The sequence below is a fragment of the Amycolatopsis albispora genome (assembly GCF_003312875.1).
Lineage (GTDB): Bacteria > Actinomycetota > Actinomycetes > Mycobacteriales > Pseudonocardiaceae > Amycolatopsis > Amycolatopsis albispora.
In genome coordinates, this window is sequence record NZ_CP015163.1 from 3,375,475 (window position 1) to 3,398,879 (window position 23,405).

25 protein-coding genes are annotated in these 23,405 nt (G+C 70.7%); 13 read left to right on the plus strand and 12 right to left on the minus strand.

The genetic code is table 11. From position 1 onward, the window contains the following. Window positions 1–108 precede the first annotated feature (108 nt). Complete coding sequence (locus tag A4R43_RS15680) at window positions 109–1,437, plus strand: cytochrome P450 (RefSeq protein WP_205215349.1); 1,329 nt, start codon at window positions 109–111, stop codon at window positions 1,435–1,437. Here A4R43_RS15680 and A4R43_RS15685 read toward each other — a convergent pair. The 3 genes from A4R43_RS15685 to ctaD all read right to left on the minus strand — a co-directional run bounded on the left by A4R43_RS15685 (window position 1,412) and on the right by ctaD (window position 4,354). Then, window positions 1,412–2,047: a UdgX family uracil-DNA binding protein gene (locus A4R43_RS15685; protein ID WP_113693000.1), complete on the minus strand. Its 636-nt coding sequence runs from the start codon at window positions 2,045–2,047 to the stop codon at window positions 1,412–1,414. The two genes, A4R43_RS15680 and A4R43_RS15685, sit on opposite strands and share 26 nt — an antisense overlap. A gap of 96 nt (window positions 2,048–2,143) precedes the next feature. Further along, window positions 2,144–2,557 (minus strand): CBS domain-containing protein, encoded by a 414-nt coding sequence (locus A4R43_RS15690; RefSeq protein ID WP_113693001.1) that lies wholly within the window; start codon window positions 2,555–2,557, stop codon window positions 2,144–2,146. A gap of 60 nt (window positions 2,558–2,617) precedes the next feature. Continuing rightward, complete coding sequence (ctaD, locus tag A4R43_RS15695; protein ID WP_236809215.1) at window positions 2,618–4,354, minus strand: aa3-type cytochrome oxidase subunit I; 1,737 nt, start codon at window positions 4,352–4,354, stop codon at window positions 2,618–2,620. Window positions 4,355–4,447: 93 nt separating this feature from the next. Between ctaD and A4R43_RS15700 the strand changes: the two genes are divergently transcribed. Beyond that, window positions 4,448–4,870, plus strand: a complete 423-nt coding sequence (locus A4R43_RS15700; RefSeq protein ID WP_113697633.1) for a hypothetical protein — start codon at window positions 4,448–4,450, stop codon at window positions 4,868–4,870. Between the two features lie 4 nt (window positions 4,871–4,874). On the opposite strand, the gene A4R43_RS15705 is transcribed toward A4R43_RS15700, so the two are convergent. The 4 genes from A4R43_RS15705 to A4R43_RS15720 are packed head-to-tail and all read right to left on the minus strand — an operon-like array spanning window position 4,875 to window position 7,441. Beyond that, entirely contained in the window at window positions 4,875–5,906 is a 1,032-nt protein-coding gene (locus A4R43_RS15705) for an FUSC family protein (protein WP_162788488.1), read from the minus strand. Then, a complete protein-coding gene (locus tag A4R43_RS15710) occupies window positions 5,899–6,630 on the minus strand; it encodes a metallophosphoesterase family protein (RefSeq protein ID WP_205215350.1) in 732 nt (243 codons plus the stop codon). Before A4R43_RS15710 ends, A4R43_RS15705 begins: the two co-directional genes overlap by 8 nt. Next, window positions 6,627–6,890 carry a BON domain-containing protein gene (locus A4R43_RS15715; RefSeq protein WP_113693004.1) on the minus strand — a complete coding sequence of 88 codons (264 nt, stop codon included), beginning with the start codon at window positions 6,888–6,890 and terminating at the stop codon, window positions 6,627–6,629. Before A4R43_RS15715 ends, A4R43_RS15710 begins: the two co-directional genes overlap by 4 nt. Further along, complete coding sequence (locus A4R43_RS15720) at window positions 6,887–7,441, minus strand: nucleotidyltransferase family protein (protein WP_113697635.1); 555 nt, start codon at window positions 7,439–7,441, stop codon at window positions 6,887–6,889. The genes A4R43_RS15715 and A4R43_RS15720 overlap by 4 nt, the downstream gene beginning before the upstream one ends. Before the next feature lie 163 nt (window positions 7,442–7,604). Here A4R43_RS15720 and A4R43_RS15725 point away from each other — a divergent pair, with 163 nt between their 5' ends. Both A4R43_RS15725 and A4R43_RS15730 read left to right on the plus strand, forming a co-directional pair. Next, window positions 7,605–9,848 carry a phosphoketolase family protein gene (locus A4R43_RS15725; RefSeq protein ID WP_113697636.1) on the plus strand — a complete coding sequence of 748 codons (2,244 nt, stop codon included), beginning with the start codon at window positions 7,605–7,607 and terminating at the stop codon, window positions 9,846–9,848. Beyond that, the gene (locus A4R43_RS15730; RefSeq protein ID WP_205215351.1) at window positions 9,848–10,933 is read left to right on the plus strand and encodes an acetate/propionate family kinase; all 1,086 of its coding nucleotides are present in this window, start codon (window positions 9,848–9,850) and stop codon (window positions 10,931–10,933) included. The genes A4R43_RS15725 and A4R43_RS15730 overlap by 1 nt, the downstream gene beginning before the upstream one ends. A gap of 30 nt (window positions 10,934–10,963) precedes the next feature. Here the strand turns inward: A4R43_RS15730 and A4R43_RS15735 are convergent, their stop codons facing one another. Then, a complete protein-coding gene (locus A4R43_RS15735) occupies window positions 10,964–12,151 on the minus strand; it encodes a zinc-dependent alcohol dehydrogenase (RefSeq protein ID WP_113693006.1) in 1,188 nt (395 codons plus the stop codon). A gap of 101 nt (window positions 12,152–12,252) precedes the next feature. Between A4R43_RS15735 and A4R43_RS15740 the strand changes: the two genes are divergently transcribed. The 3 genes from A4R43_RS15740 (at window position 12,253) to A4R43_RS15750 (ending at window position 15,344) form a co-directional block, all read left to right on the plus strand. Beyond that, window positions 12,253–14,034, plus strand: coding sequence for a thiamine pyrophosphate-requiring protein (locus tag A4R43_RS15740; protein WP_113693007.1), 1,782 nt, complete (start codon window positions 12,253–12,255; stop codon window positions 14,032–14,034). 84 nt (window positions 14,035–14,118) lie between these two features. Next, a complete protein-coding gene (locus A4R43_RS15745; protein ID WP_113693008.1) occupies window positions 14,119–15,126 on the plus strand; it encodes an alpha/beta hydrolase family protein in 1,008 nt (335 codons plus the stop codon). 50 nt (window positions 15,127–15,176) lie between these two features. Further along, complete coding sequence (locus A4R43_RS15750; protein ID WP_162788489.1) at window positions 15,177–15,344, plus strand: hypothetical protein; 168 nt, start codon at window positions 15,177–15,179, stop codon at window positions 15,342–15,344. Here the strand turns inward: A4R43_RS15750 and A4R43_RS15755 are convergent. Then, window positions 15,310–15,918, minus strand: coding sequence for an HSP18 transcriptional regulator (locus A4R43_RS15755; RefSeq protein WP_162788490.1), 609 nt, complete (start codon window positions 15,916–15,918; stop codon window positions 15,310–15,312). The genes A4R43_RS15750 and A4R43_RS15755 overlap by 35 nt on opposite strands. Before the next feature lie 106 nt (window positions 15,919–16,024). Between A4R43_RS15755 and A4R43_RS15760 the strand changes: the two genes are divergently transcribed. Together A4R43_RS15760 and A4R43_RS15765 are read left to right on the plus strand one after the other, a co-directional pair. Then, window positions 16,025–16,447, plus strand: a complete 423-nt coding sequence (locus A4R43_RS15760; protein WP_113697638.1) for an Hsp20/alpha crystallin family protein — start codon at window positions 16,025–16,027, stop codon at window positions 16,445–16,447. A gap of 65 nt (window positions 16,448–16,512) precedes the next feature. Continuing rightward, on the plus strand, window positions 16,513–16,941 hold the full coding sequence (locus A4R43_RS15765; RefSeq protein ID WP_113693010.1) for a DUF6292 family protein: 429 nt from the start codon (window positions 16,513–16,515) through the stop codon (window positions 16,939–16,941). On the opposite strand, the gene A4R43_RS15770 is transcribed toward A4R43_RS15765, so the two are convergent. Next, entirely contained in the window at window positions 16,911–17,363 is a 453-nt protein-coding gene (locus tag A4R43_RS15770) for a PaaI family thioesterase (protein WP_113693011.1), read from the minus strand. The two genes, A4R43_RS15765 and A4R43_RS15770, sit on opposite strands and share 31 nt — an antisense overlap. Window positions 17,364–17,433: 70 nt before the next feature. On the opposite strand from A4R43_RS15770, the gene A4R43_RS15775 reads away from it, so the two are divergent. Beyond that, complete coding sequence (locus A4R43_RS15775; RefSeq protein ID WP_113693012.1) at window positions 17,434–17,874, plus strand: MarR family winged helix-turn-helix transcriptional regulator; 441 nt, start codon at window positions 17,434–17,436, stop codon at window positions 17,872–17,874. On the opposite strand, the gene A4R43_RS15780 is transcribed toward A4R43_RS15775, so the two are convergent. Together A4R43_RS15780 and A4R43_RS15785 are read right to left on the minus strand one after the other, a co-directional pair. Further along, window positions 17,840–18,430, minus strand: a complete 591-nt coding sequence (locus A4R43_RS15780) for a mycothiol-dependent nitroreductase Rv2466c family protein (protein WP_113693013.1) — start codon at window positions 18,428–18,430, stop codon at window positions 17,840–17,842. The genes A4R43_RS15775 and A4R43_RS15780 overlap by 35 nt on opposite strands. Beyond that, the gene (locus A4R43_RS15785) at window positions 18,427–19,260 is read right to left on the minus strand and encodes a DUF1989 domain-containing protein (RefSeq protein WP_205215352.1); all 834 of its coding nucleotides are present in this window, start codon (window positions 19,258–19,260) and stop codon (window positions 18,427–18,429) included. Before A4R43_RS15785 ends, A4R43_RS15780 begins: the two co-directional genes overlap by 4 nt. Before the next feature lie 203 nt (window positions 19,261–19,463). Here A4R43_RS15785 and A4R43_RS15790 point away from each other — a divergent pair, with 203 nt between their 5' ends. From A4R43_RS15790 to A4R43_RS15800, 3 genes are all read left to right on the plus strand, one after another. Next, window positions 19,464–21,494 carry an NPCBM/NEW2 domain-containing protein gene (locus tag A4R43_RS15790; RefSeq protein WP_236809041.1) on the plus strand — a complete coding sequence of 677 codons (2,031 nt, stop codon included), beginning with the start codon at window positions 19,464–19,466 and terminating at the stop codon, window positions 21,492–21,494. A gap of 61 nt (window positions 21,495–21,555) precedes the next feature. Continuing rightward, window positions 21,556–22,131 carry a DUF305 domain-containing protein gene (locus tag A4R43_RS15795; RefSeq protein WP_113693015.1) on the plus strand — a complete coding sequence of 192 codons (576 nt, stop codon included), beginning with the start codon at window positions 21,556–21,558 and terminating at the stop codon, window positions 22,129–22,131. A 425-nt stretch (window positions 22,132–22,556) separates the two neighbouring features. Then, complete coding sequence (locus A4R43_RS15800; RefSeq protein ID WP_113693016.1) at window positions 22,557–23,399, plus strand: SDR family NAD(P)-dependent oxidoreductase; 843 nt, start codon at window positions 22,557–22,559, stop codon at window positions 23,397–23,399. Window positions 23,400–23,405: the final 6 nt, after the last annotated feature.

The following is a 23,405-nucleotide window of genomic DNA, read 5'->3' on the forward strand; positions in this document are numbered from 1 at the left end:
CTCTCCCCTCGACCCGGATGGATCATGCCAGCGGGCACCGACAGTTTCGGCGGCCACCACGCGGGTAGTCGGTTGGCGACCGGAAACCGCACCAGGGAGGTCCACACGATGCCACGGCCCAGCGCGGAAGACCACGGCCTGACCACCTTGCCGGTGACCGACGCGGCCCGCGTGCTCACCGGGGTCGCACTGCCCACGCTGGCCGCCGGGGTGATCAAGCGGCTGCCGCCGATGATGAAGGTCGCCGAAAAGCTGCGTGTGGACGAAAGCGCGGACCGCGTGCTGCGCCGCCTGCGTGATCGCCACGGCGACGGGCCACTGCTGATCAAGGCGCCCGGCCGGACCTTCGCGCTGCCCCTGTCCTCGGCGGACGCCGGCCGCGTGCTCGCCGAGTCGCCGTCGCCGTTCCACCCGGCGAACCTGGAGAAAACCGCCGCGCTGTCGCACTTCCAGCCACACGGCGTGCTGATCTCGCAGGGCGCCGAACGGGACGTGCGCCGCCAGTTCAACGAGAACGTGCTGGAGACCGGTGAACCACTGCACCACCTGGCGCCCGCCGTGGCCGCGAAGGTGCGCGAGGAAGCGAGCCGGATGCTGGAACTGGCGGAGGTCGGCGGCAGGCTCGACTGGCACACGTTCAACACGGCCTGGTGGCGGATCGTGCGCCGGGTGACGCTCGGCGACGCGGCCCGCGACGACCACCGCACCACGGACCTGCTGGCGCGCCTGCGACTGCGTGCGAACGTCGCCTACGGCATGAAGAAGGACAAGGCCACCCGCGAAGAAGTCGGTCAGCGGTTGCGCGCGCACGTGGCCCGCGCGGAGAAGGACAGCCTGGCCGGCGTGATCGCGCAGACCACGGCGAGCCCGGAAACCGATCCGGTCGGGCAGCTCCCGCACTGGCTGTTCGCCTTCGACGCCGCCGGGATCACGTCGTACCGGACGCTGGCACTGCTCGCCACGCACGCGGAGGAACGCGCGAAGGCGCTCCAGGACGAGGGCCCGCTGCTGCCGTACCTGCGTGCTTGCGAACTGGAATCGGTCCGGTTGTGGCCCACCACGCCGATGATCCTGCGTGACTCCACAGAGGACACCGACTGGCGTGGCGGCACCATGCCCGCCGGGACCACCGTGCTGATCTTCGCGCCGTTCTTCCACCGCGACGAGGAGGAACTGCCGTTCGCGCACTGGTTCATCCCGGAGATCTGGCTCGACGGCCGCGCGCGTCAGCACCCCGCGCTGGTGCCGTTCAGCGCCGGTCCCGCCGAGTGCCCCGGCCGGAACCTGGTCCTGCTGGTGACCAGCACGCTGCTGTCGGCGCTGCTGGAACGCGCGGAGTTCACCGCGCTCAAACCGCTGGAGCCGGGCCGCCTGCCGTCCACTTTGGACAACTTCGGGCTGGCGTTCGACGTCACAGCACCGCGACAGCGGACTTGAGATCGGCGACAAAGGCGGCGTAGGCCTCGTCGCGTTCGCGTGACCGCAGGATCGACGAGGGGTGCACGGTCGCCACGGCCCGTGCCTCGTGCTCGCCGGGGAGATCTTCACCAGGCAGTTCAAGGACTTCGCCGCGGCGTTCGGTGATGCGGAAGTCCGGGCCGTACACCGCCTGCGCCGCCGTCGCGCCGAGCAGGATCACCAGTTCGGGTCGTACCGAAGCGAGTTCCGCGAGCAACCACGGACGGCACGCGACGATTTCGGTGCGGCCCGGCTTCTTGTGGATGCGACGGGAACCGCGCTCGTCGCGGCGGAACTTGAAGTGCTTGACGGCGTTGGTGAGATAGACGCCTTCGCGGTCGATGCCGCTTTCCTTCAGCGCCCGGTCGAGCAGGCGCCCGGCGGGGCCGACGAACGGTTCACCGCGGCGGTCTTCCTGGTCACCGGGTTGCTCACCGATGAGCATGGTCTTGGCCTCGCGGCCGCCCTCGCCGAAGACGGTTTGGGTGGCGTCCTGGTAGAGGTCGCAGCCGCGGCAACCGGCGGCCGCCTCGCGGAGGCGGGCAAGGTCCTTGGTCGCGGGCACGAACTCGGCCGCTGTTCTGGTCACCACGCTCCGTGGACTACCCGGGTGCGCGAGGGGGAAACCCTGAACACGAATGTGGCTTTCGGGGCGGAAAACGCCCCGAAAGCCACATTCGTGTCGTCAGTACGACAGGGCCTCGACGAGGTCGCCGGTCTGCGGGTTCGGCAGGGACCTGGCCACGTCGGCCTGGCTGACCATGCCGACCAGGTCGTGCCCGTCGATCACCGGCAGGCGGCGCACCTGGTGCTCCGCCATCGTCCGCAGGATCTCCTCGGCTTCGTCGTCCGCGCCGATGGTGACCGCCTCGCCCTGGGCCAGGTCACCGGCCCGGATCGCCCGCGGGTCCTTGCCGGCGGCGAGCACCTTCACCACGATGTCGCGGTCGGTGAGCACGCCCTTGAGCCGGTTGTCCTCACCGCAGATGGGCACCGCGCCCACGTCCAGCTCCGCCATCCGGCGCGCGGCGTCGAGTGCGGTGTCCGAGGTGCGCACGCACTCGGCGCCGGCGGTCATGATGTCTCGCGCCTTGGTCATCAGTCACCTCCTGGTCGGTTCCCCTCGCCGCAGGCATACCCACCGGAGAGCCGCCTACACTCAGCCTTCGGGCGATTTGCTCGCGTCGGCCAATTTCTCCGACGGCGTCGGCGGTTCCTCACGGCGGCGGAACGGCGAAACGTGCGTCTCGTCCCGCCAGCGCGCCGACATGTGCGGGTAGTGCAGCTCGAACGCGGGCCGTTCGGAGCGGATGCGCGGCAGCTCGGTGAAGTTGTGCCGCGGTGGCGGGCAGGTGGTCGCCCATTCGAGCGAATTGCCGAAGCCCCACGGATCGTCCACTTCGGCGGGTTCGCCGTAGCGGTAGCTGCGCACCACGTTCCACAGGAACGGCAGCACCGACAGCCCCAGCAGGAACGCGCCCACCGTGGACACCATGTTCAGCCCGACGAACCCGTCGCTGACCAGGTAGTCGGCATACCGCCGCGGCATGCCCTCGTCGCCGAGCCAGTGCTGCACCAGGAAAGTGGTGTGGAAGCCGAGGAACGTGGTCCAGAAGTGCAGCTTGCCCAGCGGTTCGTCGAGCATCCGGCCGGTGATCTTCGGGAACCAGAAGTAGATGCCGGCGAAGGTGGCGAACACGATGGTGCCGAACAGCACGTAGTGGAAGTGCGCCACCACGAAGTAGGTGTCGGTGATGTGGAAGTTCAGCGGCGGCGAGGCGAGCAGCACCCCGGTGAGCCCGCCGAGCAGGAAGGTCACCATGAACCCGATCGCCCACAGCATCGGCGTTTCGAAGCTCAGCTGCCCCCGCCACATGGTGCCGATCCAGTTGAAGAACTTGATCCCGGTCGGCACCGCGATCAGGAAGGTCAGGAAGGCGAAGAACGGCAGCACCACCGCGCCGGTCGCGTACATGTGGTGCGCCCACACCGCGAACGACAGCGCGGTGATGCCGACCGTCGCCCACACCATCAGCTTGTAGCCGAACAGCGGTTTCCGGCTGAACACCGGCACGATCTCGGTGATGATGCCGAAGTACGGCAGCGCCACGATGTAGACCTCGGGATGGCCGAAGAACCAGAACAGGTGCTGCCACAGGATGGCCCCGCCGTTGGCCGGGTCGAACACGTGCGCGCCGAGGTGCCGGTCGGCGAGCAGGCCGAACAGCGCCGCGGTCAGGATCGGGAACGCGGCCAGCACCAGGATCGAGGTGAACAGGATGTTCCAGGTGAAGATCGGCATCCGCCACATGGTCATGCCGGGCGCGCGCAGGCAGACCACCGTGGTGGTCATGTTGACCGCGCCGAGAATGGTGCCCAGCCCGGACACGATCAGCCCGGAGATCCACAGGTCACCGCCGATGCCCGGCGAGTGGATGGCGCTGGACAGCGGCGTGTAGGCGGTCCAGCCGAAGTCGGGCGCGCCGCCGGGCGTGACGAACGCGGCCAGCACGATCAGCCCGCCGAACAGGTACAGCCAGTAGGCGAAGGCGTTCAGCCGGGGGAACGCCACGTCCGGAGAGCCGATCTGCAGCGGCAGGATGAAGTTCGCGAAGCCGAACACGTTCGGCGTGGCGTAGAGCAGCAGCATGATCGTGCCGTGCATGGTGAACAGCTGGTTGTACTGCTCCTGCGAGAGGAACTGCAGTCCCGGATAGCCGAGTTCACCACGCATCAGCAGCGCCATCACACCGCCGACCAGGAAGAAGCCGAACGAGGTGGACAGGTAGAGAATGCCGATCTGCTTGTGATCGGTGGTGCGGAGCAGGTTGAGCAGCAGGCCGCCCTTGGGCCCGGCGTGGCGTGGCCGGTGCTCCACCGGCCTCGGCTGGAGCACTTCCCTCACTGCGGCCACCACGTCACCTCCACGACGGAAGCGATACCCGTGCCGGGGCCGGTTCACACCCTCTCGGACGGGTACTCGCGCACTATGACGGCACATCCCGAAACCGAAGGACCGCCGGTCGTCACCGGCGGAGATCCAGGGCAGTCCACGATACTCGTGTTCGATCCGAACGGCCTCGCCAAGCACGGTGAGCTGCCGGCCACCTGGCGCCCGCTGACCGAACGGCGGCGCGTCGTCTGGTGCCGCGTGCCCGCCGACGGCGCGCTCACCGAGGCCGCCGAGCTGCTCGCCGACGGCGGCCTGACCCCGCCGGTGCACGTGGTGTGCGGGGCGCAGGCGGTCCACCCGGTGCTGCGCGTGCTCGACGACCAGCCGGACGCGGCGGCTTCGCTGCTGCTGGTCAACCCGCCGCCGGAGGCGAGGAACACCGGTGAGGTGATCACCCTCGAAGACCTTCCGCTGGGTCACCCGGAAGTGGTGGCCGCGGTGGAACGGGCCACGGCCTGACGGCTCAGGCGGCGAACTGCTCGAACGCCTTCTTCGCGGGGAGGAGGACCCCGGCCAGCCCGACGGTCAGGTCCACCCCCTGCGACGAGACCAGGTCCCGTTCGAGCGCGTCCATCGCCTCCCGGCCCTCTTCGACGATCGGCGCGAGCTCCTCGCCGTCCGCTCTGGCCCGGCTCAACCGGGCGGTGGCGTCGAGCAGCGCGGCGAGGCGCTCGCGCACCTCCTGGGACGGGTACCGGTAGGCGTCGTGCTCCCGCACGGCGTGGTCCAGCGCTTCGGTGAGTTCACGGACGTGCGGCCAGGCCGCGCGCAACTGCACCATCAGCGCGTGCCAGCGGGCGACGTGCGCACCCCGGTCGCCCACCTTGGACCGCGGGTTGAAGCGCACGCTTTCGGTGCCCCACCCGCTGGCTTCCTCGGCACGGCGGAGCAGCTGCTCGGTGTTGCGTGCCCTGGCCACCCAGTGGGGTGACGAATCGGGCACCGACGGCTCACGCAGGGTCGCCGCGATGTCGCACAGCACGTCGGCGAGTTCCGCGGCGACGGCCCTGGTGGCCGCCTCGGTGCCCCGCGTGTACACGGGCGGGAAGACCAGCGCGTTCATCGCGACCCCGATGGCCGCGCCGAGCACGGTCTCGCCGACCCGGTCCAGCATCAGCATCGAATTCTCCGCCGTGCCGTAGCTGACCAGCAGCAACGCCGTCACGCCCACCCACACGCCACTCGACCCGAAGCCGCGCCAGCGGCCGAGCAGCAGCCCGGTGAACACCACCAGCCCCAGCGCCACCGCCTGCCACGGCAGCACCTGGATGGCCACCGCGGCCAGCACCACGCCGAGCACCACGGCCCCGATCTGCTGCAGTGCCGACCACAGCGCGCGGTAGACGGTGGCCTCGATCAGGAAAACCGCCGCGTAGGGCGCGAGAAAGGGCTGAGGCAGGCCCCACCACTCGGCGGCGATGAGCCAGGCGATCACGGCCGCGACGGCCGCCTTGACCGCCTGGATCACCGCGGTCCGGGGCCACTGCTCACGCACTCGGCACCCGGGCCGGTTCCACGCAGTAGACGGCGTAGGCCGACCGGATGATCGGCTGGGCCACGTTGCGCACGCGCACCCCACCCGGGGTGACGCCCTGCTCGCAGCCGAAGTGCGCGTGCCCGTGCACGGCCAGGTCCACGCCGGTGGCGTCGATCGCCTCGCCCAGCTGGTACGCGCCCAGGAAGGGGTAGATCTCCGGCGGTTCACCACGCAGCGTGCCCGGGATCGGCGAGTAGTGCGTCAGCGCGACCTTCACATCGGTGCGCAACTCGGCGAGCGAGTCGTGCAGGCGGTCGGCGAGCTCCACCGAATGCCGCACGAAGTTCTTCATCTCCGGCTCGCCGAACGCGCTCGCGCACTTGCCGGCGAACCCGCCGCCGAAGCCCTTGATCCCGGCCACGCCCAGCGTTTCCCCGCCGATCTCCAGCGTGACGTGCTCGCCTTCGAGCACGGTGATGCCGTGCTCCCGCAGCAGCTCGGTGATCTCCTTCTCGGCGTCACCGTGGTAGTCGTGGTTGCCCAGCACCGAAAGCACGGGCACCGGCAGGCCGGCGAACTCGTCGGCGACCACCTCCGCCTCGTCCAGCGTGCCGTGCCGGGTCAGGTCCCCGGCCAGCAACAGCACGTCGGCGTGCTCACCGACGTGCTCCAGCGCCGGGCGGAGCCGGCCGCGCGCGTCTTCGCCCAGGTGCACGTCCCCGATGGCCGCGATCCGGATCACCGCAGTTCCTCCCTCGAAGCCGGTTCCCCCACCGCCGAGACCCGCAGGTCGTTGTGCACCCGCAGGTCCGGGGCGTGCTCGTGGACCACCTGCTCCAGTTCGGCGCGGCGTGCCTCGCAGGCGACCTCGCCGGACAGGTGCACGTGGCCGCCGCGGATGTCCACCCGCACCCCCAGTTCGGTGGTGCGCTCGTCCTCGGCGATCGCCCGGCGCAACCGGGCCGCCCAGTACTGCGGCACGTCTTCGGCGTGCTCGGTCATCGGTCCTCCACCACGTCGAGTTCCCGCAGCAACTGGAGAAAAGCCCGTGCGTACGGGGAATCACGCGTTTCGTCGGCCACCCGCGCCCAGTCCACCTGCTCCCGCAGCTCCCTGGCGATCTGCAGCAGGCCGGTGAAATCGCACCGGTGCGGGCCGAGCACGAGCAGCTTGTCGGTCATCAGGTCGGTCCCGGTGACCACCGGGGCCATGGTCGAGCCGATGCGCATCGGCTCGGCGCGGTCGAGCGTCTCGTCGGTGACCTCGCGGTGGTTGGGCCGGAAGATCAGGTCGACCAGGATGTCGCCGTCGTAGACCTTGGTCAGCCAGTCCTCCGGCGGCTCGACCGGGATCATGCCGGTTTCCGCGAGCACCCGGCTCGCCTTCTCCGCGTCGGACTCCTTGAGCAGCACGTCGACATCGTGCTCCGACGGTGGCCCGCCCCGCGCGTACACCGCGAAGCCGCCGGCCACCGCGAACCGGATCCCCTGGTGCGTCAACGTGTTCGCCACCCTGGTGAGGGTGTCGAGCAGGTCCTTCTCCGCCGCGGTCACCTCCACCGGCTACCCGTTTGGCGCCTGGCCAATCCTCACCGCGCGTTTGCCCGGCCGGGCTCCGGGCTACTCCCGAAGCGCACCCGAGGGAAAGGCCGAACCGTTGCCCGACGCCACGCCGCCGGCCCGGTACCGCCGTGCCTGCGACTACCTGGCCGCCGCGATGATCTACCTGCGGGACAACGTGCTCCTGCGCGAACCGCTGCGCCCCGAGCACCTGAAACCCCGCCAGCTGGGCCACTGGGGCACCTGCCCCGGGCTCACTCTGGTCTACAGTGGACTGAACCGGCTGGTCCGCGAAACCGGCAGGCGCACCCTGCTGGTCACCGGGCCGGGTCACGGCGCTCCGGCGATCCACGCGAACCTGTGGCTCGAAGGCACGCACGCGGAGTACGACGAGAGGCTGGGCCGGGACGAAAGCGGGCTGGCCGAGCTGGTGCGCCGGTTCTCCTGGCCCGGCGGCTTCCCGAGCCACCTCTCCCCCGACGTGCCCGGTGTCATCCACGAAGGCGGCGAGCTGGGCTACGCGCTGGCGACCGCGTTCGGCGCCGCGCTGGACGATCCCGGCCTGCTGGTCGCGTGCGTGGTCGGGGACGGTGAGGCCGAGACCGGGCCGACCGCGGGTTCCTGGCAGGCCGTCAAGTTCCGGGTGCCGGGCGTGGACGGCGCGGTGCTGCCGATCCTGCACCTCAACGGCTACAAGATCGCGTCACCGACGGTGTACGGCTCGATGTCCGACGAGGAGCTGACCGACTACTTCCGCGGCTGCGGCTGGACGCCCCTGATCGTCGACACCACCACCGCCGCCGATCCGGACCAGGCCCTCGCCGATGCGCTCGACCAGGCCTACGCCGGGCTCGAGCACGAACGGCCGCCGATGATCGTGCTGCGCAACGCCAAGGGCGCGGGCGCACCCGGCGAAGACGCCGAGGGCAAGCCGCTGGCCGGGACGTTCCGCGCGCACCAGGTCCCGCTGACCAACGCCGCCGACGACCCGCGTGAGCTGGCCCTGCTGGAGGAATGGCTGCGGTCCTACCGGCCCGAAGAACTCTTCGACGAGCACGGTCGCCCGGCCGGGGACCTGCTCGCCCAGGTGCCCGACGGCGACCTGCGGCTGGGCCGGGTGCCCCAGGCCAACGGCGGCCGCCTGCGCGAACCGCTCCCGCTGCCCGAGTTGGACCGGTTCGCCGAGCCCGTCGAGGAACCGGGCGCCAGCGCGGCCGGTGCGACCGGCGTGCTCGGCGCCTGGCTCGCCGAACTGTTCCGCGCCACCGAGCAACGCCGCGACTTCCGCATCATGTGCCCCGACGAGCTGGAGTCCAACAAGCTCGGCGCGGTGCTGGAGGTGACTTCCCGCGCCTATGCCCGCGAAGTCCCCGGGTACGCCGAGAACCTCGGGCGCGGCGGCCGGGTGATGGAGGTGCTGTCCGAGCACCTGTGCCAGGGCTGGCTGCAGGGCTACCTGCTGACCGGGCGGCACGGGCTGCTGGCCAGCTACGAGGCGTTCGCCTCCATTGTGGACGGAATGGTGAACCAGTACGCCAAGTTCCTCAAGATGTCGGCCGAGGTCGGCTGGCGGGCCCCGGTGCCGAGCCTGAACTACCTGCTCAGCAGCGACGGCTGGCGTCAGGAGCACAACGGCTACAGCCACCAGGGCCCCGGTTTCCTCAACTCGATGCTGAACAAGAAGTCGTCGGTGGCGCGAATCTACCTGCCGCCGGACGCCAACACGCTGCTGGTCACCCTGCGCCGCTGCCTGGACACCACCGACCTGATCAACGTGGTGGTGGCTGGGAAGCAGAGCGGTCCGGTGTGGCTCGGCCTGGACGAGGCCCGCGCGCACTGCCAGGCGGGTGCCGGGGTGTGGGCCTGGGCGGGTACCGAAGGTGGTGCCACGCCCGAGGTGGTGCTGGCCTGCGCGGGAACCACCCCGACGACCGAGGTGCTGGCGGCGGCGTGGCTGCTGCGGCGGTCGGCGCCGGAGTTGCGGGTGCGCGTGGTCAACGTGGTCGACCTGCTCACGCTGGCGCCGCGGGAACGCCATTCGCACGGTATGAGCGACGAAGAGTTCGCCGCCTGCTTCGCCGAGGACGTGCCGGTGGTGTTCGGCTTCCACGGGTACCCCTCGGCGGTTCACGAGGTGCTGCACGGCCGCACCCGGCCCAACCGGTTCCACGTGCACGGTTATCTCGAAGAAGGCACCACTACCACACCCTTCGATTTGCTGGTGCGCAACCGGATGAGCCGGTACGACCTGGCCGCCGCCGCGCTTTCCCACGCGCGGGGCTGGGGTTCGCGGGGTGGCGACCTCGCCGACGCGCTGCTCCGCGAGCGCGACGAACTGCGGCACCGCGCCTACACCGACGGGGAAGACCCGGCGGAATTCACCGGCTGGAGGTGGTCGTGATGCTGGTGCTCACGGTGAACGCGGGCTCGTCGAGCCTGCGGGCCCACTTGGTCGACACCACGGACAACCGCGTGGTGGACGCGGCCGAGATCGGGCACCCCGCTGACTCGGAGGAAGCGCGCAAGGAACTGCGTGAACTGCTCGACCGGCTGCCTTCGGGCGCGCTGACCGCGGTCGGCCACCGGCTGGTGCACGGCGGTCCGGAGATCACCGAACCGGTGGTGGTGGACAACAAGGTCGCCGACCAGGTGCGCGAACTGACTTCGCTGGCGCCGCTGCACGTGCCGAACACGGTGGCGCTGCTGGACTTCCTGCGTGACGAGATCGCGGAACGCCCGCACGTGCTGTGCCCGGACACCGCGTTCCACAATGGACTCCCCGAGGCGGCGCGCACCTACGCGCTGCCCCGGCGGTGGCGGGAGGACTGGGGTCTGCGGCGGTACGGGTTCCACGGCATCTCCTACGCGTGGGCGCTGCGCCGGGCGGGTGAACTGCTCGGGAAGCCCGCTGGTGAGCTGAACCTGCTGATCGCACACCTGAGCGGCGGCTCGTCGGTCTGCGCGGTGCGTGAAGGCCGCAGTGTCGACACGTCGATGGGCTTCACGCCGCTGGAGGGCCTGGTGATGGCCAAGCGGTCGGGCACGGTTGATCCCGGCCTGCTGCTGTGGTTGCTGCGCACCGGGAAGCTGAGCGTGGATGAGCTGGAAACCGGGCTGCAGAAGGAATCCGGGCTGCTCGGGCTCGGCGGCGCCGAGGACACCCGCGACCTGGTGGCCCGCGACGACAGCGACGCGAGGCTGGCGCTGGAGGTGTTCGCCCACCGGGCGCGGCGCGAACTGGCTGCGGCGGCGGCGAGCCTGGACCGGATCGACGGCCTGGTGCTGACCGGGGACATCGGCTGGGACCAGCCGGAACTCGCCGAGGACATCGCGGCGGGGCTGGGGATCCTGGGCTTCCGCGGCGGGCTGGACACCGCCCGCGAGGAGGACGCGGTGATCAGCCGGTCCGGACTGCCCGTGCTGACTGTGCAGTCCCGCGAGGAACTGCAACTGGCCATGGAAACGGCGCGCGCCGCACAGCCCTGAGCATGAACAGCGCGCGCCGCACGTTCTCTCTCACGCGGGTTGCAGCAGGATCTTGATCGCGCCGTTGCGCTTTTCCTGGAACATCTTGTAGGCCTGCGGCGCGTCTTCCAGCGGCAGCCGGTGCGTGGTCAGGTCCTCGACGCCGAGTGGATCACCGTCGCCGGTGACCAGGGGCATCAGGTCGTCGATCCAGTGCCGGACGTTGGCCTGCCCCATGCGCAACTGGATCTGCTTGTCGAACAGCTCCAGCATCGGCAGCGGATCCATCATGCCGCCGTACACGCCGCTCAGCGAGATCGTGCCGCCCCGCCGGACCGCGTCGATCGCCGCGTACAGCACGCTCAGCCGGTCGATCCCGGCCTTCTCGGTCACCTTCGCCGCGATCGGCTTCGGCAGCAGGCCGACCAGCTGGTGCGCGAGCTTGCCCGCCGGCGCGCCGTGTGCCTCCATGCCGACCGCGTCGATCACCGAGTCGGCACCACGACCGCCGGTCAGGTCCCGGATCACGCCGCCGACCTCCGGCTGGGTGCGCACGTCGAGCGTGGTCACGCCGTGCCGCTCGGCCATGGTCAGGCGCTCGTCCACCAGGTCGACGCCGATCACCTTGCCCGCCCCGCGGTGCAGCGCGATCCGGCAGCACATCTGCCCGATCGGGCCGAGGCCGAACACCACCAGGCTGCCGCCGTCGGGCACGGCCGCGTACTCGACCGCCTGCCAGGCCGTCGGCAGCACGTCGGACAGGTAGACGAACCGCTCGTCCGGCGGGCCGTCCGGCACCTTGATCGGGCCGTACTGCGCCTGCGGCACCCGCAGGAACTCGGCCTGGCCGCCGGGCACCTGGCCGTAGAGCTTCGTGTAGCCGAACAACGCGCCGCCCTTGCCCTGGTCGCGGACCTGGGTGGTCTCGCACTGCGACTGCAGGCCCATGCCGCACATGTAGCAGTGCCCGCAGGAAATGTTGAACGGCACCACCACGCGGTCGCCCGGTTTCAGGCCGCCCGCCTCGGTGCCCACCTCCTCGACCACGCCCATCGGCTCGTGGCCGAGGATGTCGCCTTCGCCCATGAACGGGCCCAGCACCTCGTACAGGTGCAGGTCCGAACCGCAGATCCCGCTCGAGGTGACGCGGATGATCGCGTCGGTGGGTTCGAGCAGCTTCGGATCGTCGACGGTGTCGACCCGCACGTCCCGTTTGCCGTGCCAGGTGACCGCTTTCATGCTGTCCTCCGTCCGCGTCTGCCTTCGTGCTCCACGGGTGCCCGCCGACCGTGCGGGCAAACTCGGTTTAGCCGCCGGAGCGGGGCGGTACCCGAAGTCGCATGGCTGAGACAGTCGCTGACTTCGTGGTGGACCGGTTGCGGCAGTGGTCGATCGGGCAGGTGTTCGCCTATCCCGGCGACGGCATCAACGGCTTGGTGGCCGCGTTCGGCAGAGCGGACAACGACCCGAGGTTCGTGCAGGCGCGGCACGAGGAGATGGCCGCGTTCCAGGCGGTGGGCTACGCCAAGTTCAGCGGGCACGCCGGGATCTGCATGGCGACCTCGGGCCCCGGCGCCATCCACCTGCTCAACGGCCTCTACGACGCGAAGCTGGACCACGTGCCGGTGGTCGCCATCGTCGGCCAGACCGCGCGCAGCGCGATGGGCGGCAGCTACCAGCAGGAAGTGGACCTCCAGGCGTTGTACAAGGACGTCGCCAGCGAATACCTGGTCGAGGTCAACGTGCCGGAGCAGCTGCCGAACGCGCTGGACCGGGCCATCCGGACCGCGCTGACGCAGCGGGCGCCGACCGCGCTGATCATCCCGGCCGACGTGCAGGACGAGAAGTACACCCCACCGCAGCACGAGTTCAAGCACGTGCCGTCGAGCCCGCCGGACCTGCCGCGCACCACCATGGTGCCGCCGCGGGAGCAGCTCGACGCCGCCGCGGCGGTGATCAACTCCGGCGAGAAGGTCGCCGTGCTCGCGGGCCAGGGCGCTCGCTCGGCGGTCACCGAACTCACCCAGTTCGCCGAGCTGACCGGCGCTGGCGTGGCAAAAGCGCTGCTGGGCAAGGACGTGCTCTCCGACGAGCTGCCGTTCGTCACCGGTTCGATCGGCCTGCTCGGCACCCGGCCGAGCTGGGAGCTGATGCAGGAGTGCGACACGCTGCTGATCGTCGGCTCCAGCCTGCCGTATTCGCAGTTCCTGCCGGAGTTCGGCCAGGCGCGGGCGGTGCAGATCGACGTGGACGGCCGGTTCCTCGGCCTGCGCTACCCCACCGAGGTCAACCTGCTCGGGGACGCGCGGAGCACGCTGAGTGCGCTGCTTCCGCTGCTGGTGCCCAAGGATTCGGCGAGCTGGCGGTCGAAGATCGAGAAGAACGTGGAGAACTGGTGGGAGACCGTCGGCCAGCAGGCGATGGTCGACGCGAAACCGGTCAACCCGATGCGCGTGGTGCACGAGCTTTCGCCGCGGGTGCCGGAGAACGCCATCGTCACCGCGGATTCCGGCTCCGCCGCCAACTGGTACGCGCGGAACCTGCGGATGCGCGGCGACATGCGAGGGTCGCTCTCCGGCACGCTGGCCACCATGGGCTGCGCGGTGCCGTACGCGATCGGCGCGAAGTTCGCCCACCCGGACCGGCCGGTGATCGCGCTCGCCGGGGACGGCGCGATGCAGATGAACGGGCTGGCCGAGCTGCTCACCATCGCCCGCTACCGTGCATTGTGGACGGACCAGCGGCTGGTGGTCTGCGTGCTGCACAACGGCGACCTGAACCAGGTCACCTGGGAGCTGCGGGCGCTCGGCGGCGCGCCGAAGTTCGAGGAGTCGCAGAACCTGCCCGAAGTGTCCTATGCGGACTTCGCGCGCGGGGTCGGCCTCGGCGGCATCACCGTGGACGAGCCGGACCAGCTGGGCCCGGCCTGGGAGCAGGCGCTCGCCTCGGACGGGCCGACCGTGCTGGACGTGCACTGCGACCCCGAGGTGCCGCCGATCCCGCCGCACGCCACCTTCGACCAGATCAAGGCGACCACGCAGGCGGTGCTCCGCGGTGACCCGAACGCGTGGCGCATGGCCCGCGAGGGCGTGAAGACCAAGGTGCAGGAACTCCTTCCCTAGAGGGAGGCGATTCCCGCCGCAGGGGGAAGCCCGCGCACCCGTTCCTCCGCGAACCTGCTCCCGGCGGGTTCGAGGAGGAACGGCATGACCACAACAGTGCGCACCACGCTTCCCCGGCCGGGCGGACGGCACCTGCCCGGCCGCGTGACACTCCGGCTGGTCGACTGGTCCCGGCCCGATCCGTGGGTGCCGGAACAGCCTTATCGCGAGCTGATGGTGAGCCTCTGGTACCCGTCGGCAGGTGGGGGCAGGCCCGCGCGTTACCTGCGCGTGGGCGCGGCCGCGAGCATCGGCGACCTCGACGTGACCGGCGTCGGCCTGCACACCGAGGAGGGCGCGGCCGTCCCCCGCGGCGAGAAGCGGCCGGTCGTGTTGTTCTCCCCCGATTTCGGCATTCCGCGGGACTTCCACACCACCCTGGTCGAGGACCTGGCCAGCCACGGTTACGTGGTGGTGACCATCGACCACACCTACGAGACCGCGGTCGACTTCCCCGGCGGCCGGATCACCGAGCGGCGCGCCGACCGGGCACGCATCCCGGCCCGCGTGGAGGACGTGCGTACCGTGCTGGCCAAGCTGACCTCCCTGGCCGAGGGGCGCGTGCCCGGGGACGGCCTGCTGCCGCCGGGGCTCGGCGCGGCGCTCGACCTGACGCGGCTGGGCATCTTCGGCCACGGCGCGGGCGGCGGCACCGCGGCGGAGGCGATGTACCGCGACAACCGGCTGCGCGCGGGCGTGGTGCTCGACGGCGAGTTCCTGCCGCCGATGCCGGGGCACGACCTGGAGCGCCCTGTCCTGCTGCTCGGCAGCGAGGCGGGCAACCGGACGCCGGCGGCCGAGTCGTTCTGGGCGCGGCACCACGGCTGGAAGCGCGACCTGGCCGTGGCCGGCACGACCACGCTCTCGTTCACCGACTACGAACCGCTGCTGCCGCCCGGCTCACCGCGGCTGGGCCCGACCGCGCCCGGCAAGGTGGTCACCGCCACCCGCACGCACCTGCGTGCCTTCTTCGACCTGCACCTGTGCGGACGGCCGACCCGGCTGTTCGACGGCCCGCTCAGCCGGTGCCCGGAGATCGTGTTCCGCCGCTGACCGGCCGCCGGGAGTCGATCGCGTCACGGCGCAGCCGGTCGGTGTGCTCGGTGAGCCGCCCTTCGACCTGCACCTGCGCGAACCGGCCGACGCGACTGTTCGACGGCGGGCACCAGTTCGAGCCCGGCGAGCGGCGCGGCCAGGCGCATCAACCGCTCGAAGATGTGCGTGACGACGGCCCGCTCAGCCGGTGCCCGGAGATCGTGTTCCGCCGCTGACCGGCCGCCGGGAGTCGATCGCGTCACGGCGCAGCCGGTCGGTGTGCTCGGTGACCGCGGCGACCTCGGCGGCCAGTTGCTGGTGGTCCGCGCCGAGCCGCGGGTTCGCCTCGGCCAGCGGGGACAGCAGCGCCGCCGCGTCGTTGTCCCCGAGCGCCCGCTCCACCCGGCCGGCGCTTTCCGAGTCGAGCCCGCCCGCCGCGCTGACCTGCCCGGCCAGCCGCCGCAGCGACCCGGAGTTCTCGCGTGCCCAGGTGGCCACCGCGCGCTCGCCCGCCCGCCGGTCGCGCTGCGCGCGCACGCGCCCCTCGCCGGTCGCCTCACCCGAACTCGACGGGTTGAGCCGCAGGTAGCGGCGTTCGGCCGCCTGGCGGCTGGCCACCCCGAGCGCGGGCGCCAGCGCCGCCCAGCTGACCCCCTTCGCGCGGGCCGCCGAGATCAGCTCCGGCTCCCACGCCGTCATTTCCTCCCGCAGCAGGCGCAGCGCGGTGAGCGCTTCGAGCAGGTCCTGCGGGCTCGCGTCGGGGTCGGCGAGCGCGGCGCCGACCTGCCGCAACCGTGACTCGGGATCCATGTGTCATCCTTTCGACGACATTTTGCTTGTCATCGTTATGACGACATGCTAGAACAACTGGTGCGTATTGACACCCCCTTGCCCGCTACTCCAGGAGGTGGAACCGATGTTGATGCGCACCGACCCGTTCCGTGACTTCGACCGGCTGACCCAGCAGATGTTCGGCACCTGGTCGAAGCCGGCGGCCATGCCGATGGACGCCTACCGCTCCGGCGAGGAATTCGTGGTCATGTTCGATCTGCCGGGGGTGGACCCGGACGCGATCGAACTCGGCATCGAGCGCAACGTGCTCACCGTGAAGGCCGAACGGCGGCCGGTCGCCGAAAACGCCGAAATGCAGGTCGCGGAACGCCCGCTCGGCGTGTTCTCGCGCCAGTTGTTCCTCGGCGACTCCCTGGACACCGAGCGCATCAGCGCCGACTACGAGGCCGGGGTGCTGAAGCTGCGCATCCCGATCGCCGAGCAGGCCAAGCCCCGCAAGATCGCCATCTCCGCGAGCGGTGGCGACCGCAAGGAAATCCAGGCCTGACCCTCACCGGACCGCCGCCGTCCCCGTGACGGGACGGCGGCCCATCTCGAGAGGCACGCGCAACCGTGGTCCCCTTGCTGGAAACCGATTTCGAGTTCACCCGCGCCCTGCGCGCCTACACCGCGGCCGTCGGCTCGGCCTGCGGCGCCGGGCCGGAGTCCTGCACCGTCGACACCGGCACCCCGGCTTCCGCCTACATCGCGCTGGACGGGCGCCTGCGCCGCTATCCGGACCGCGACGTCGCACTGGTCTGGGACGAACGCCACGGCTGGGCGCTGGCCGTGGAAACCCACTCCGCCGAAGACCTGCTGATCGTCTGCTACCTCGGGCACAAGCTGCTGGCACGCCCCGCCGAAGTCGCCCGGTTCGCCGCGAAGGCGCTCTCCGGGCGCCCCGGCCTGGCCGAACCGCCGCAGCTGCGCGAGGCAGGCGCGCACGACTGGCTCACCGACCGGCTCCGGCCCTACGTCACCGGCCTGCTCAAGGCGAGCTGACCCCCCGCGCTCACCGGGGCGGGGTCACCGGTCACCGCGATCGAACCCTGGGCGATGGCGCACAGCCGCCGCTGTTCGTCCACTGTGTACAGATCGCACCGGCAGGTGGCCCCGCGCCTGCCCGCGCGCACCACGCTCGCCTCCGCCCGCAGCAGGCCGCCGGTGGCCGGGCGCAGGTAGTCGATGGTGAACCCGCTGGTCAGCACCCCCGGGCCGAGCACGCTGCCGGCGGCGAAGGTCAGCGCGTTGTCGGCGGCGTAGCTGAGCACCCCGCCGTGCACGAACCCGTTCTGCTGCCGCAGCTCGTCGCGGATGTCCAGTTCCAGCACGGCGATTCCGTCGCCGAACTCGGCGAGCCTGGCGCCGAGCAGCTTGCTGAACGGCTGGGCGTCGAGCCCGGCGCGGGCGAAGGCCAGATCCATCGCGGAACACCTCACTTCACTAGTGAATTGAGAATGGCGCGGACCCGCGCGAGCTGTCAAGATCGAAGTCATGCCCGAGCAGCGCCTGTACTTCCTGCTCCAGCGAGCCGCCCACGAACTGCGGGTGGACGCCGACCGCCGCTGCCTCGGCGCGGCCGGGATCACCACCGCTCAGCTGGGCGCGTTGTTCGCCGTGCGCGAGTCGCCCGGCCTGTCCCAGCGCGACCTGGCGGCGGTGCTGGGACAGCGCGAATCGGCGATCACCGCGATGGTGAACCGGCTGACCGCCGCGGGTCTGCTCGCGCGGGAACGCCACCCCGAGCAGCACCGCGCCCGGTGCCTGGTGCTGACCGAAGGCGGCGAAGACGCGCTCGCGCGCATCCGGCCCGAACTCGACCGGTTCAACGCCGAACTGCGCGCGTTGCTCGGCGACGGGTTCGACGACACCGTGGCCGCGCTGGCCCGGCTGGCCGGGTTCAGAACTTCGGCTCCTCGTGCGGACGCCCCTTGAGTTCGTGGAACCCGGGCACCGCGGCGACCAGCAGCGTGCCGTCCCACAGCCGCCCGGCGTCTTCCCCGCGCGGCACCCGGGAGATCACCGGCCCGAAGAACGACACCCCGGCCGACGAGATCACCGGTGTGCCGACGTGGTCCCCCACCTTCGCGATGCCTTCCTCGTGGGAGGCGCGCACGGCCTGGTCGTATTCGGTGGTTTCGGCGACCGCGGCGAGTTCCTCGGGCAATCCGGCGTCGGCGAGCACGCCCTCGAAACCCCACTGGCCGTTCTGGTGCACGCGCGTGCCGAACGCCGTGTAGAGCGTGCCCAGCGCTTCCTGCCCGTAACGCTGCTCGACGGCGGCGAACAACCGCACCGGCAACCACAGATAGCCCTCGGTGTCGCCTTCCGGATCCACCTCGGCGTGTTCGTTGAGCACGGCCAGGCTCATCACGTGCCACCGCACCTCGACCGCGCGCACCCGCTCGACCTCGGTCATCCAGCGTGAAGTGAGCCAGGTGTACGGGCAGGACGGGTCGAACCAGAAGTCGGCGATCCGCTTCTCGGTCATCGCGCGTTCCCTTCTCGCGGCGGGCGCAGGCCGTGCAGGTTGCGGTACGCCGCCCGCTCCGGCGGCCGCCAGCCGTCGAGCAGTTCCGGGGCGGGCCGGTACACCTCGACACCGATCGGGTGACAGGTGTCGAGGGGATCGCGGGCGTCCGGTCCCCACAATGGCACGGACAGATCACCGCCGGGACAGGTCGACAGCGCACAAAGCAGGTCCAGTTCGGCGAAGAACTCGAAATGGTCGCCCTGCCGCGCCGGGCACGCCTTCATGAAATAGCGGTCCTCATTGTTGAGCCCGGTGCACTGGAAAACGTTGAGCACGTCGTGCACGTCGAATTCGGTGAGCCCGTACGGCAATATCGCGCGCACCAGGTTCGAATGGCAGTGGAAATCGAAGTCCTCGCCGGTGAGCATCCGGTTCACGTAGGGATCGCAGCGGGTGCCGAGCAGGTCGTGCACCCGGCCGCCGTGCTCGTCCGGGCCGTAGCCTTCGAGCGTGTCCGCGGTGATGGTGACCAGCGGGCGCAGGAACGGCAGGTTCGACCAGAGCCGGTCGAAGGTGCTCACGTGCGCGCGCTGCAGTTGCCGCGTGCGCGAGGCCCACAGCCGTTCGCGCGGATCGGCCGCGTTCCACAGGTTCAGGTCGCCCACCTGCGGGCCGTCCACGGTGACCAGCCGGCACAGGTGCCCGCGTGGGACCGTCCACGCGCGACCCGATCGGATCGGCACCTCGAACCGCTCCACCAGCTCACGCGGGCCTTCGGCCAGTCCGGTGTAGAACGCCCGGTCCACGGCCAGCGCCGGTCCTTGGTATGCGGCCGGGAAATCCGCCACTGGCCCGCTCCTTCCGGTGGTTCGAACAGGGGTCACGCATTTTGCTGAGGGGTATTTCCGGTGCTTCGGGCAGGGGGTTGCCGGACCGCGCGGCAGGTGTTCGGATTGTCGCGCTCGATCCGCCCGGCCGGGTTCATGGTAAGCGATTTTCCTGCCTCCCGCCGGGTCCGGCCATTGTTTCCGCCAACCGCCGAGGAGCACCCGTGTCCGCAGAACGACAAAGAAGACCCGCGCGCCGCTGGCTACTGGCCGCGGCGCTCGCGCTGTGCGCCGGTTTCGCGCTGCCGGTGGCCGGCACCGCTGCCACCGCCGTCACCGAACCGGCAGGCGACGGCCTGGCGCTCACCCCGCCGATGGGCTTCAACAACTGGAACAGCACGCACTGTGACGGCACCTTCAACGAGACGATGATCCGCGACATCGCCGACATCTTCGTGTCGAAGGGCCTGAAGGAAGCCGGGTACACCTACGTCAACCTCGACGACTGCTGGGCGCTGCCCGAGCGCGCGCCCAACGGGGACCTGGTGCCCGACCCGGTGCGCTTTCCCGGCGGTATCAAGGCACTCGCCGACTACGTGCACGGCAAGGGGCTCAAGTTCGGCATCTACTCCAGCGCGGGCACCAAGACCTGCCACGAGGCCGGGTTCCCCGGCGCGCTCGGCCACGAGCAGCGCGACGCGAACCTGTTCGCCTCGTGGGGGGTCGACTACCTGAAGTACGACAACTGCAACAACCAGGGCATCAACGCGGTCGAGCGGTACACGAAGATGCGTGACGCGCTGCGGGCCACCGGGCGGCCCATCGTGTTCTCGATCTGCGAATGGGGCATGAACAAACCGTGGGAATGGGGCAAGGGCGTCGGGCACCTGTGGCGCACCACCATCGACATCAACGACAGCTGGGCCAGCATGCTCAGCATTCTCAAGCAGAACATGGTGCGCGCCGACCACGCCGGGCCGGGACACTGGAACGACCCGGACATGCTCGAGGTCGGCAACGGTGGCATGACCGGCACCGAGTACCGCACGCACTTCTCGCTGTGGTCGATGATGGCCGCTCCCCTGCTGATCGGCACCGACCTGCGCGAGGCGAGCCAGGAGACCTTCGACATCCTCGGCAACCAGGACGTGATCGCGGTCGACCAGGACCCGCTCGGCGTGCAGGGCCGGCCGATCCGCTCGGCGAACGGGCTGCACGTTTTTGTGAAACCGCTGGCGGGCGGGGACAAGGCGGTCGCCTTGTTCAACGAGAACGACACGCCGGCGCGGATCAGCACCACCGCGGCGGAACTCGGCCTGCCGCAGTCTTCGGGTTACCGGCTGCGTGACCTGTGGGCGCACACCGACGCGCACACCGCGGGCACGATCAGCGCGATGGTGCCCGCGCACGGCACCGCGATGTACCGGATCGGCGCCGACCGCCACTGGTTCCAGTACCCGCCCGCACTCGACGCGGCCGCGGAGGTCGAACTGTCCTACGCCGGTGCGCTGCCGGTGGTCGCGCCGGGCACCCCGGCCGCGTACACCACCACGCTGGGCAATTCGGGCGGTGCGCCGGTCAGCGAGGTGCGGGCGCGGCTGCTCGCCCCGGCGGACTGGTCGGTCCGCGCCACCTCGGAGGCTGCGGCCACGGTGTTGCGCGGGAACGAGCAGTTCCACACCACGTGGGAGGTGACCCCGCCGCCGGGCACGCCGCCGGGCCGGTATCCGGTGAGCGCGGTGTTCGACTACGTGAATCCGCGAAGTGGCACGCCGGGGACGCTGACCCACGTCGCCGAGGCCGTTGTCCCGGAAGTACCGCAGACCGGCACGAGGTACCTCAGTGACGTGTTGTGGCTGCGGTCGTCGAACGGGTGGGGCCCGGTCGAGAAGGACACCACGAACGGTGAACGCGCCGCCGGTGACGGCGGGCCGATCACGCTGCGCGGAGTCACCTACGCGAAGGGGCTCGGCACGCACGCGCAGTCGTCGGTCGAGTACTTCACCGGCGGTTCGTGCGCGGAGGTGCGCGCGCTGGTCGGCGTGGACGACGGCAAGAACGGCTCGGTCACCTTCGAGGTGTGGGCCGACGGTGAGCGCGTGTACGACAGCGGGGTGCTCACGCCCGCCGACCCGGCCAGGACGCTCGTCGCCGACGTCACGGGCGCGGCGGCGGTCCGGCTGGTGGCCACCGACGCGGGCAACGGCATCACCAACGACCACGCGGACTGGGCGGAGCTGACGCTCACCTGCTGAGGCGGTGAACCATGGCGGTGCGGGGACCGTATCCAGTGGTGCCCCCGCACCAGGAGGATCCATGCGCACGTTTGCCTTGCTCGCTTGTTTGCTGGCCGCCGTTCTCCTCGCCGGGTGCTCTGGTTCCGGCTCCGGTTCTGGTTCTGGTTCTGGCGGGGAGAACGCCCCGGCGGCCGCCGCCGGGAACGAGTCGGACATCCGCTTCTCGCAGCAGATGATCCCGCACCACCAGCAGACACTGGAGATCGCCGGCCTGGCCAAGGAACGCGGCACGCTGCCACTGGTCAAGACCACCGCGGAGGAGGTCTCGACCACCGAGGCCGCGGAGATCCAGCAGATGACCGGGTGGCTGCGGAGCTGGGGCGTGGACGTCCCGGCGCCGGGCGCGCACGGTGGCCACGCCATGCCGGGAATGCTGACGCTGCAGGACATCGCCGCCCTGGAGAACGCGAGCGGGGCGGAGTTCGACCAGAAGTGGCTGAGCACCATGGCGAAGCACCTACGCGAAGGCGTCGCGATGGCGAAGAACGTCCAGCTGACCGGTGCCCACGAGGAAACGAAGGCGCTGGCGAGGAAAATCGTGGAAGGCCAGGAGGCGAAGATCGCCGAGATCACCGCCGCTCAACCGGCCCCGTGACGGCGGGGCCTGGTGTCACGAATGTGGCTTTCGAGACGCCAGATGTCTCGAATGTGGCTTTCGTGACATCGGCCGGGGACACGAATGTGGCTTTTGTGTCGGCCCCGGGACACGAATGTGGCTTTGGGGGCCGATTCCGCCCCGAAAGCCACATTCGTGTCGCGCGGCAGGGAGGCACCCGGAGGGCACCGGCCTCAGGGGCGCACCGGCGCACCCCTCCCCCGAAGGCAACCATTGCGCGACCGCGCCCCCGGGAGGCTCCTGGCCAACTCGTCCCCGGCGGCCACGCCCGACGGCGGCAGCTGCCCGAACTGCGTCGTCAGGCTCCGCAGCGTGAAGTCCGTCGAGCTGAGAAAGCTGTACACGTCCATCGCGGCGAAGGTGTCCGAGTTGGCAATTTGCGGCCATAGCCCAAAACTGGCGGGATGGGACTTCTCGACGGCAAGGCCGTGGTGGTCACCGGCGCCGGGCGCGGCCTCGGCCGCGAGTACGCCCGGCACGCCGCCGCGGCGGGCGCCGCGGTGGTGGTCAACGACGTGGATCCCGAGCCCGCCACCGAAGTCGCCGCCCTGATCACCGAGGCGGGTGGCCGGGCCGAGGTCAGCACCCATTCGGTGGCCGACGCCGACCAGGCCGCCGCGATCGTCACCCAGTGCGTGCGCGCCTTCGGCACGATCGACGGGCTGGTGAACAACGCGGGCCTGAACTACCAGGTGCCGCCGTGGGCCGACGATCCGGTGCGGATGCGGGAGCTGATCGAGGTCAACGTGCTGGGCACGATGTTCACCGGAATGGCGGCCCTGCGGGTGATGCGCGACCGCGGCACCGGCGTGATCGTGAACGTCGCCTCGGGCGCGCTGCTGGGAAAGCGCGGTGCCGCCGCGTACTCGGCGTCCAAGGGCGCGGTCGCCTCGCTCACCTATTCGTGGGCCGCGGACCTGGCCGAGACGACCATCCGGGTGAACGCCATCAGCCCGCTGGCCTGGACCCGGATGGTCGAGGCCGACGAGGTGGAACGCGCGCGCCTGAGCCGCGACCTCACCCCCGACCTGGCCGCACCGCTGGTCACCTACCTGCTCAGCGACCTGTCGGCGGGCATCACCGGCCAGCTGGTCCGGTTGCGCGGCGACAAGCTGCACCTGGTGCGGCAGCACGCGGTGAAGCAGCCCGTGCTGACCTGCCCCCGGTGGGAGGTCGAGGACATCGCCGCCGCCTTCCGCGGTGAACTCGAGCCGGAACCACCCCCGGCCGAGCGGTGGAAGCTCTGACCGAGC

What these genes read in the sequence shown, in the direction of transcription:
- A4R43_RS15680 (WP_205215349.1), top strand. Translation starts at nt 109, where the DNA reads ATGCCACGGCCCAGCGCGGAAGACCACGGCCTGACCACCTTGCCGGTG.
- A4R43_RS15690 (WP_113693001.1), bottom strand. Translation starts at nt 2,557, where the DNA reads ATGACCAAGGCGCGAGACATCATGACCGCCGGCGCCGAGTGCGTGCGC.
- A4R43_RS15700 (WP_113697633.1), top strand. Translation starts at nt 4,448, where the DNA reads ATGACGGCACATCCCGAAACCGAAGGACCGCCGGTCGTCACCGGCGGA.
- A4R43_RS15715 (WP_113693004.1), bottom strand. Translation starts at nt 6,890, where the DNA reads ATGACCGAGCACGCCGAAGACGTGCCGCAGTACTGGGCGGCCCGGTTG.
- A4R43_RS15725 (WP_113697636.1), top strand. Translation starts at nt 7,605, where the DNA reads ATGATCTACCTGCGGGACAACGTGCTCCTGCGCGAACCGCTGCGCCCC.
- A4R43_RS15730 (WP_205215351.1), top strand. Translation starts at nt 9,848, where the DNA reads ATGCTGGTGCTCACGGTGAACGCGGGCTCGTCGAGCCTGCGGGCCCAC.
- A4R43_RS15735 (WP_113693006.1), bottom strand. Translation starts at nt 12,151, where the DNA reads ATGAAAGCGGTCACCTGGCACGGCAAACGGGACGTGCGGGTCGACACC.
- A4R43_RS15740 (WP_113693007.1), top strand. Translation starts at nt 12,253, where the DNA reads ATGGCTGAGACAGTCGCTGACTTCGTGGTGGACCGGTTGCGGCAGTGG.
- A4R43_RS15745 (WP_113693008.1), top strand. Translation starts at nt 14,119, where the DNA reads ATGACCACAACAGTGCGCACCACGCTTCCCCGGCCGGGCGGACGGCAC.
- A4R43_RS15755 (WP_162788490.1), bottom strand. Translation starts at nt 15,918, where the DNA reads ATGGATCCCGAGTCACGGTTGCGGCAGGTCGGCGCCGCGCTCGCCGAC.
- A4R43_RS15760 (WP_113697638.1), top strand. Translation starts at nt 16,025, where the DNA reads ATGTTGATGCGCACCGACCCGTTCCGTGACTTCGACCGGCTGACCCAG.
- A4R43_RS15770 (WP_113693011.1), bottom strand. Translation starts at nt 17,363, where the DNA reads ATGGATCTGGCCTTCGCCCGCGCCGGGCTCGACGCCCAGCCGTTCAGC.
- A4R43_RS15775 (WP_113693012.1), top strand. Translation starts at nt 17,434, where the DNA reads ATGCCCGAGCAGCGCCTGTACTTCCTGCTCCAGCGAGCCGCCCACGAA.
- A4R43_RS15780 (WP_113693013.1), bottom strand. Translation starts at nt 18,430, where the DNA reads ATGACCGAGAAGCGGATCGCCGACTTCTGGTTCGACCCGTCCTGCCCG.
- A4R43_RS15795 (WP_113693015.1), top strand. Translation starts at nt 21,556, where the DNA reads ATGCGCACGTTTGCCTTGCTCGCTTGTTTGCTGGCCGCCGTTCTCCTC.
- A4R43_RS15800 (WP_113693016.1), top strand. Translation starts at nt 22,557, where the DNA reads ATGGGACTTCTCGACGGCAAGGCCGTGGTGGTCACCGGCGCCGGGCGC.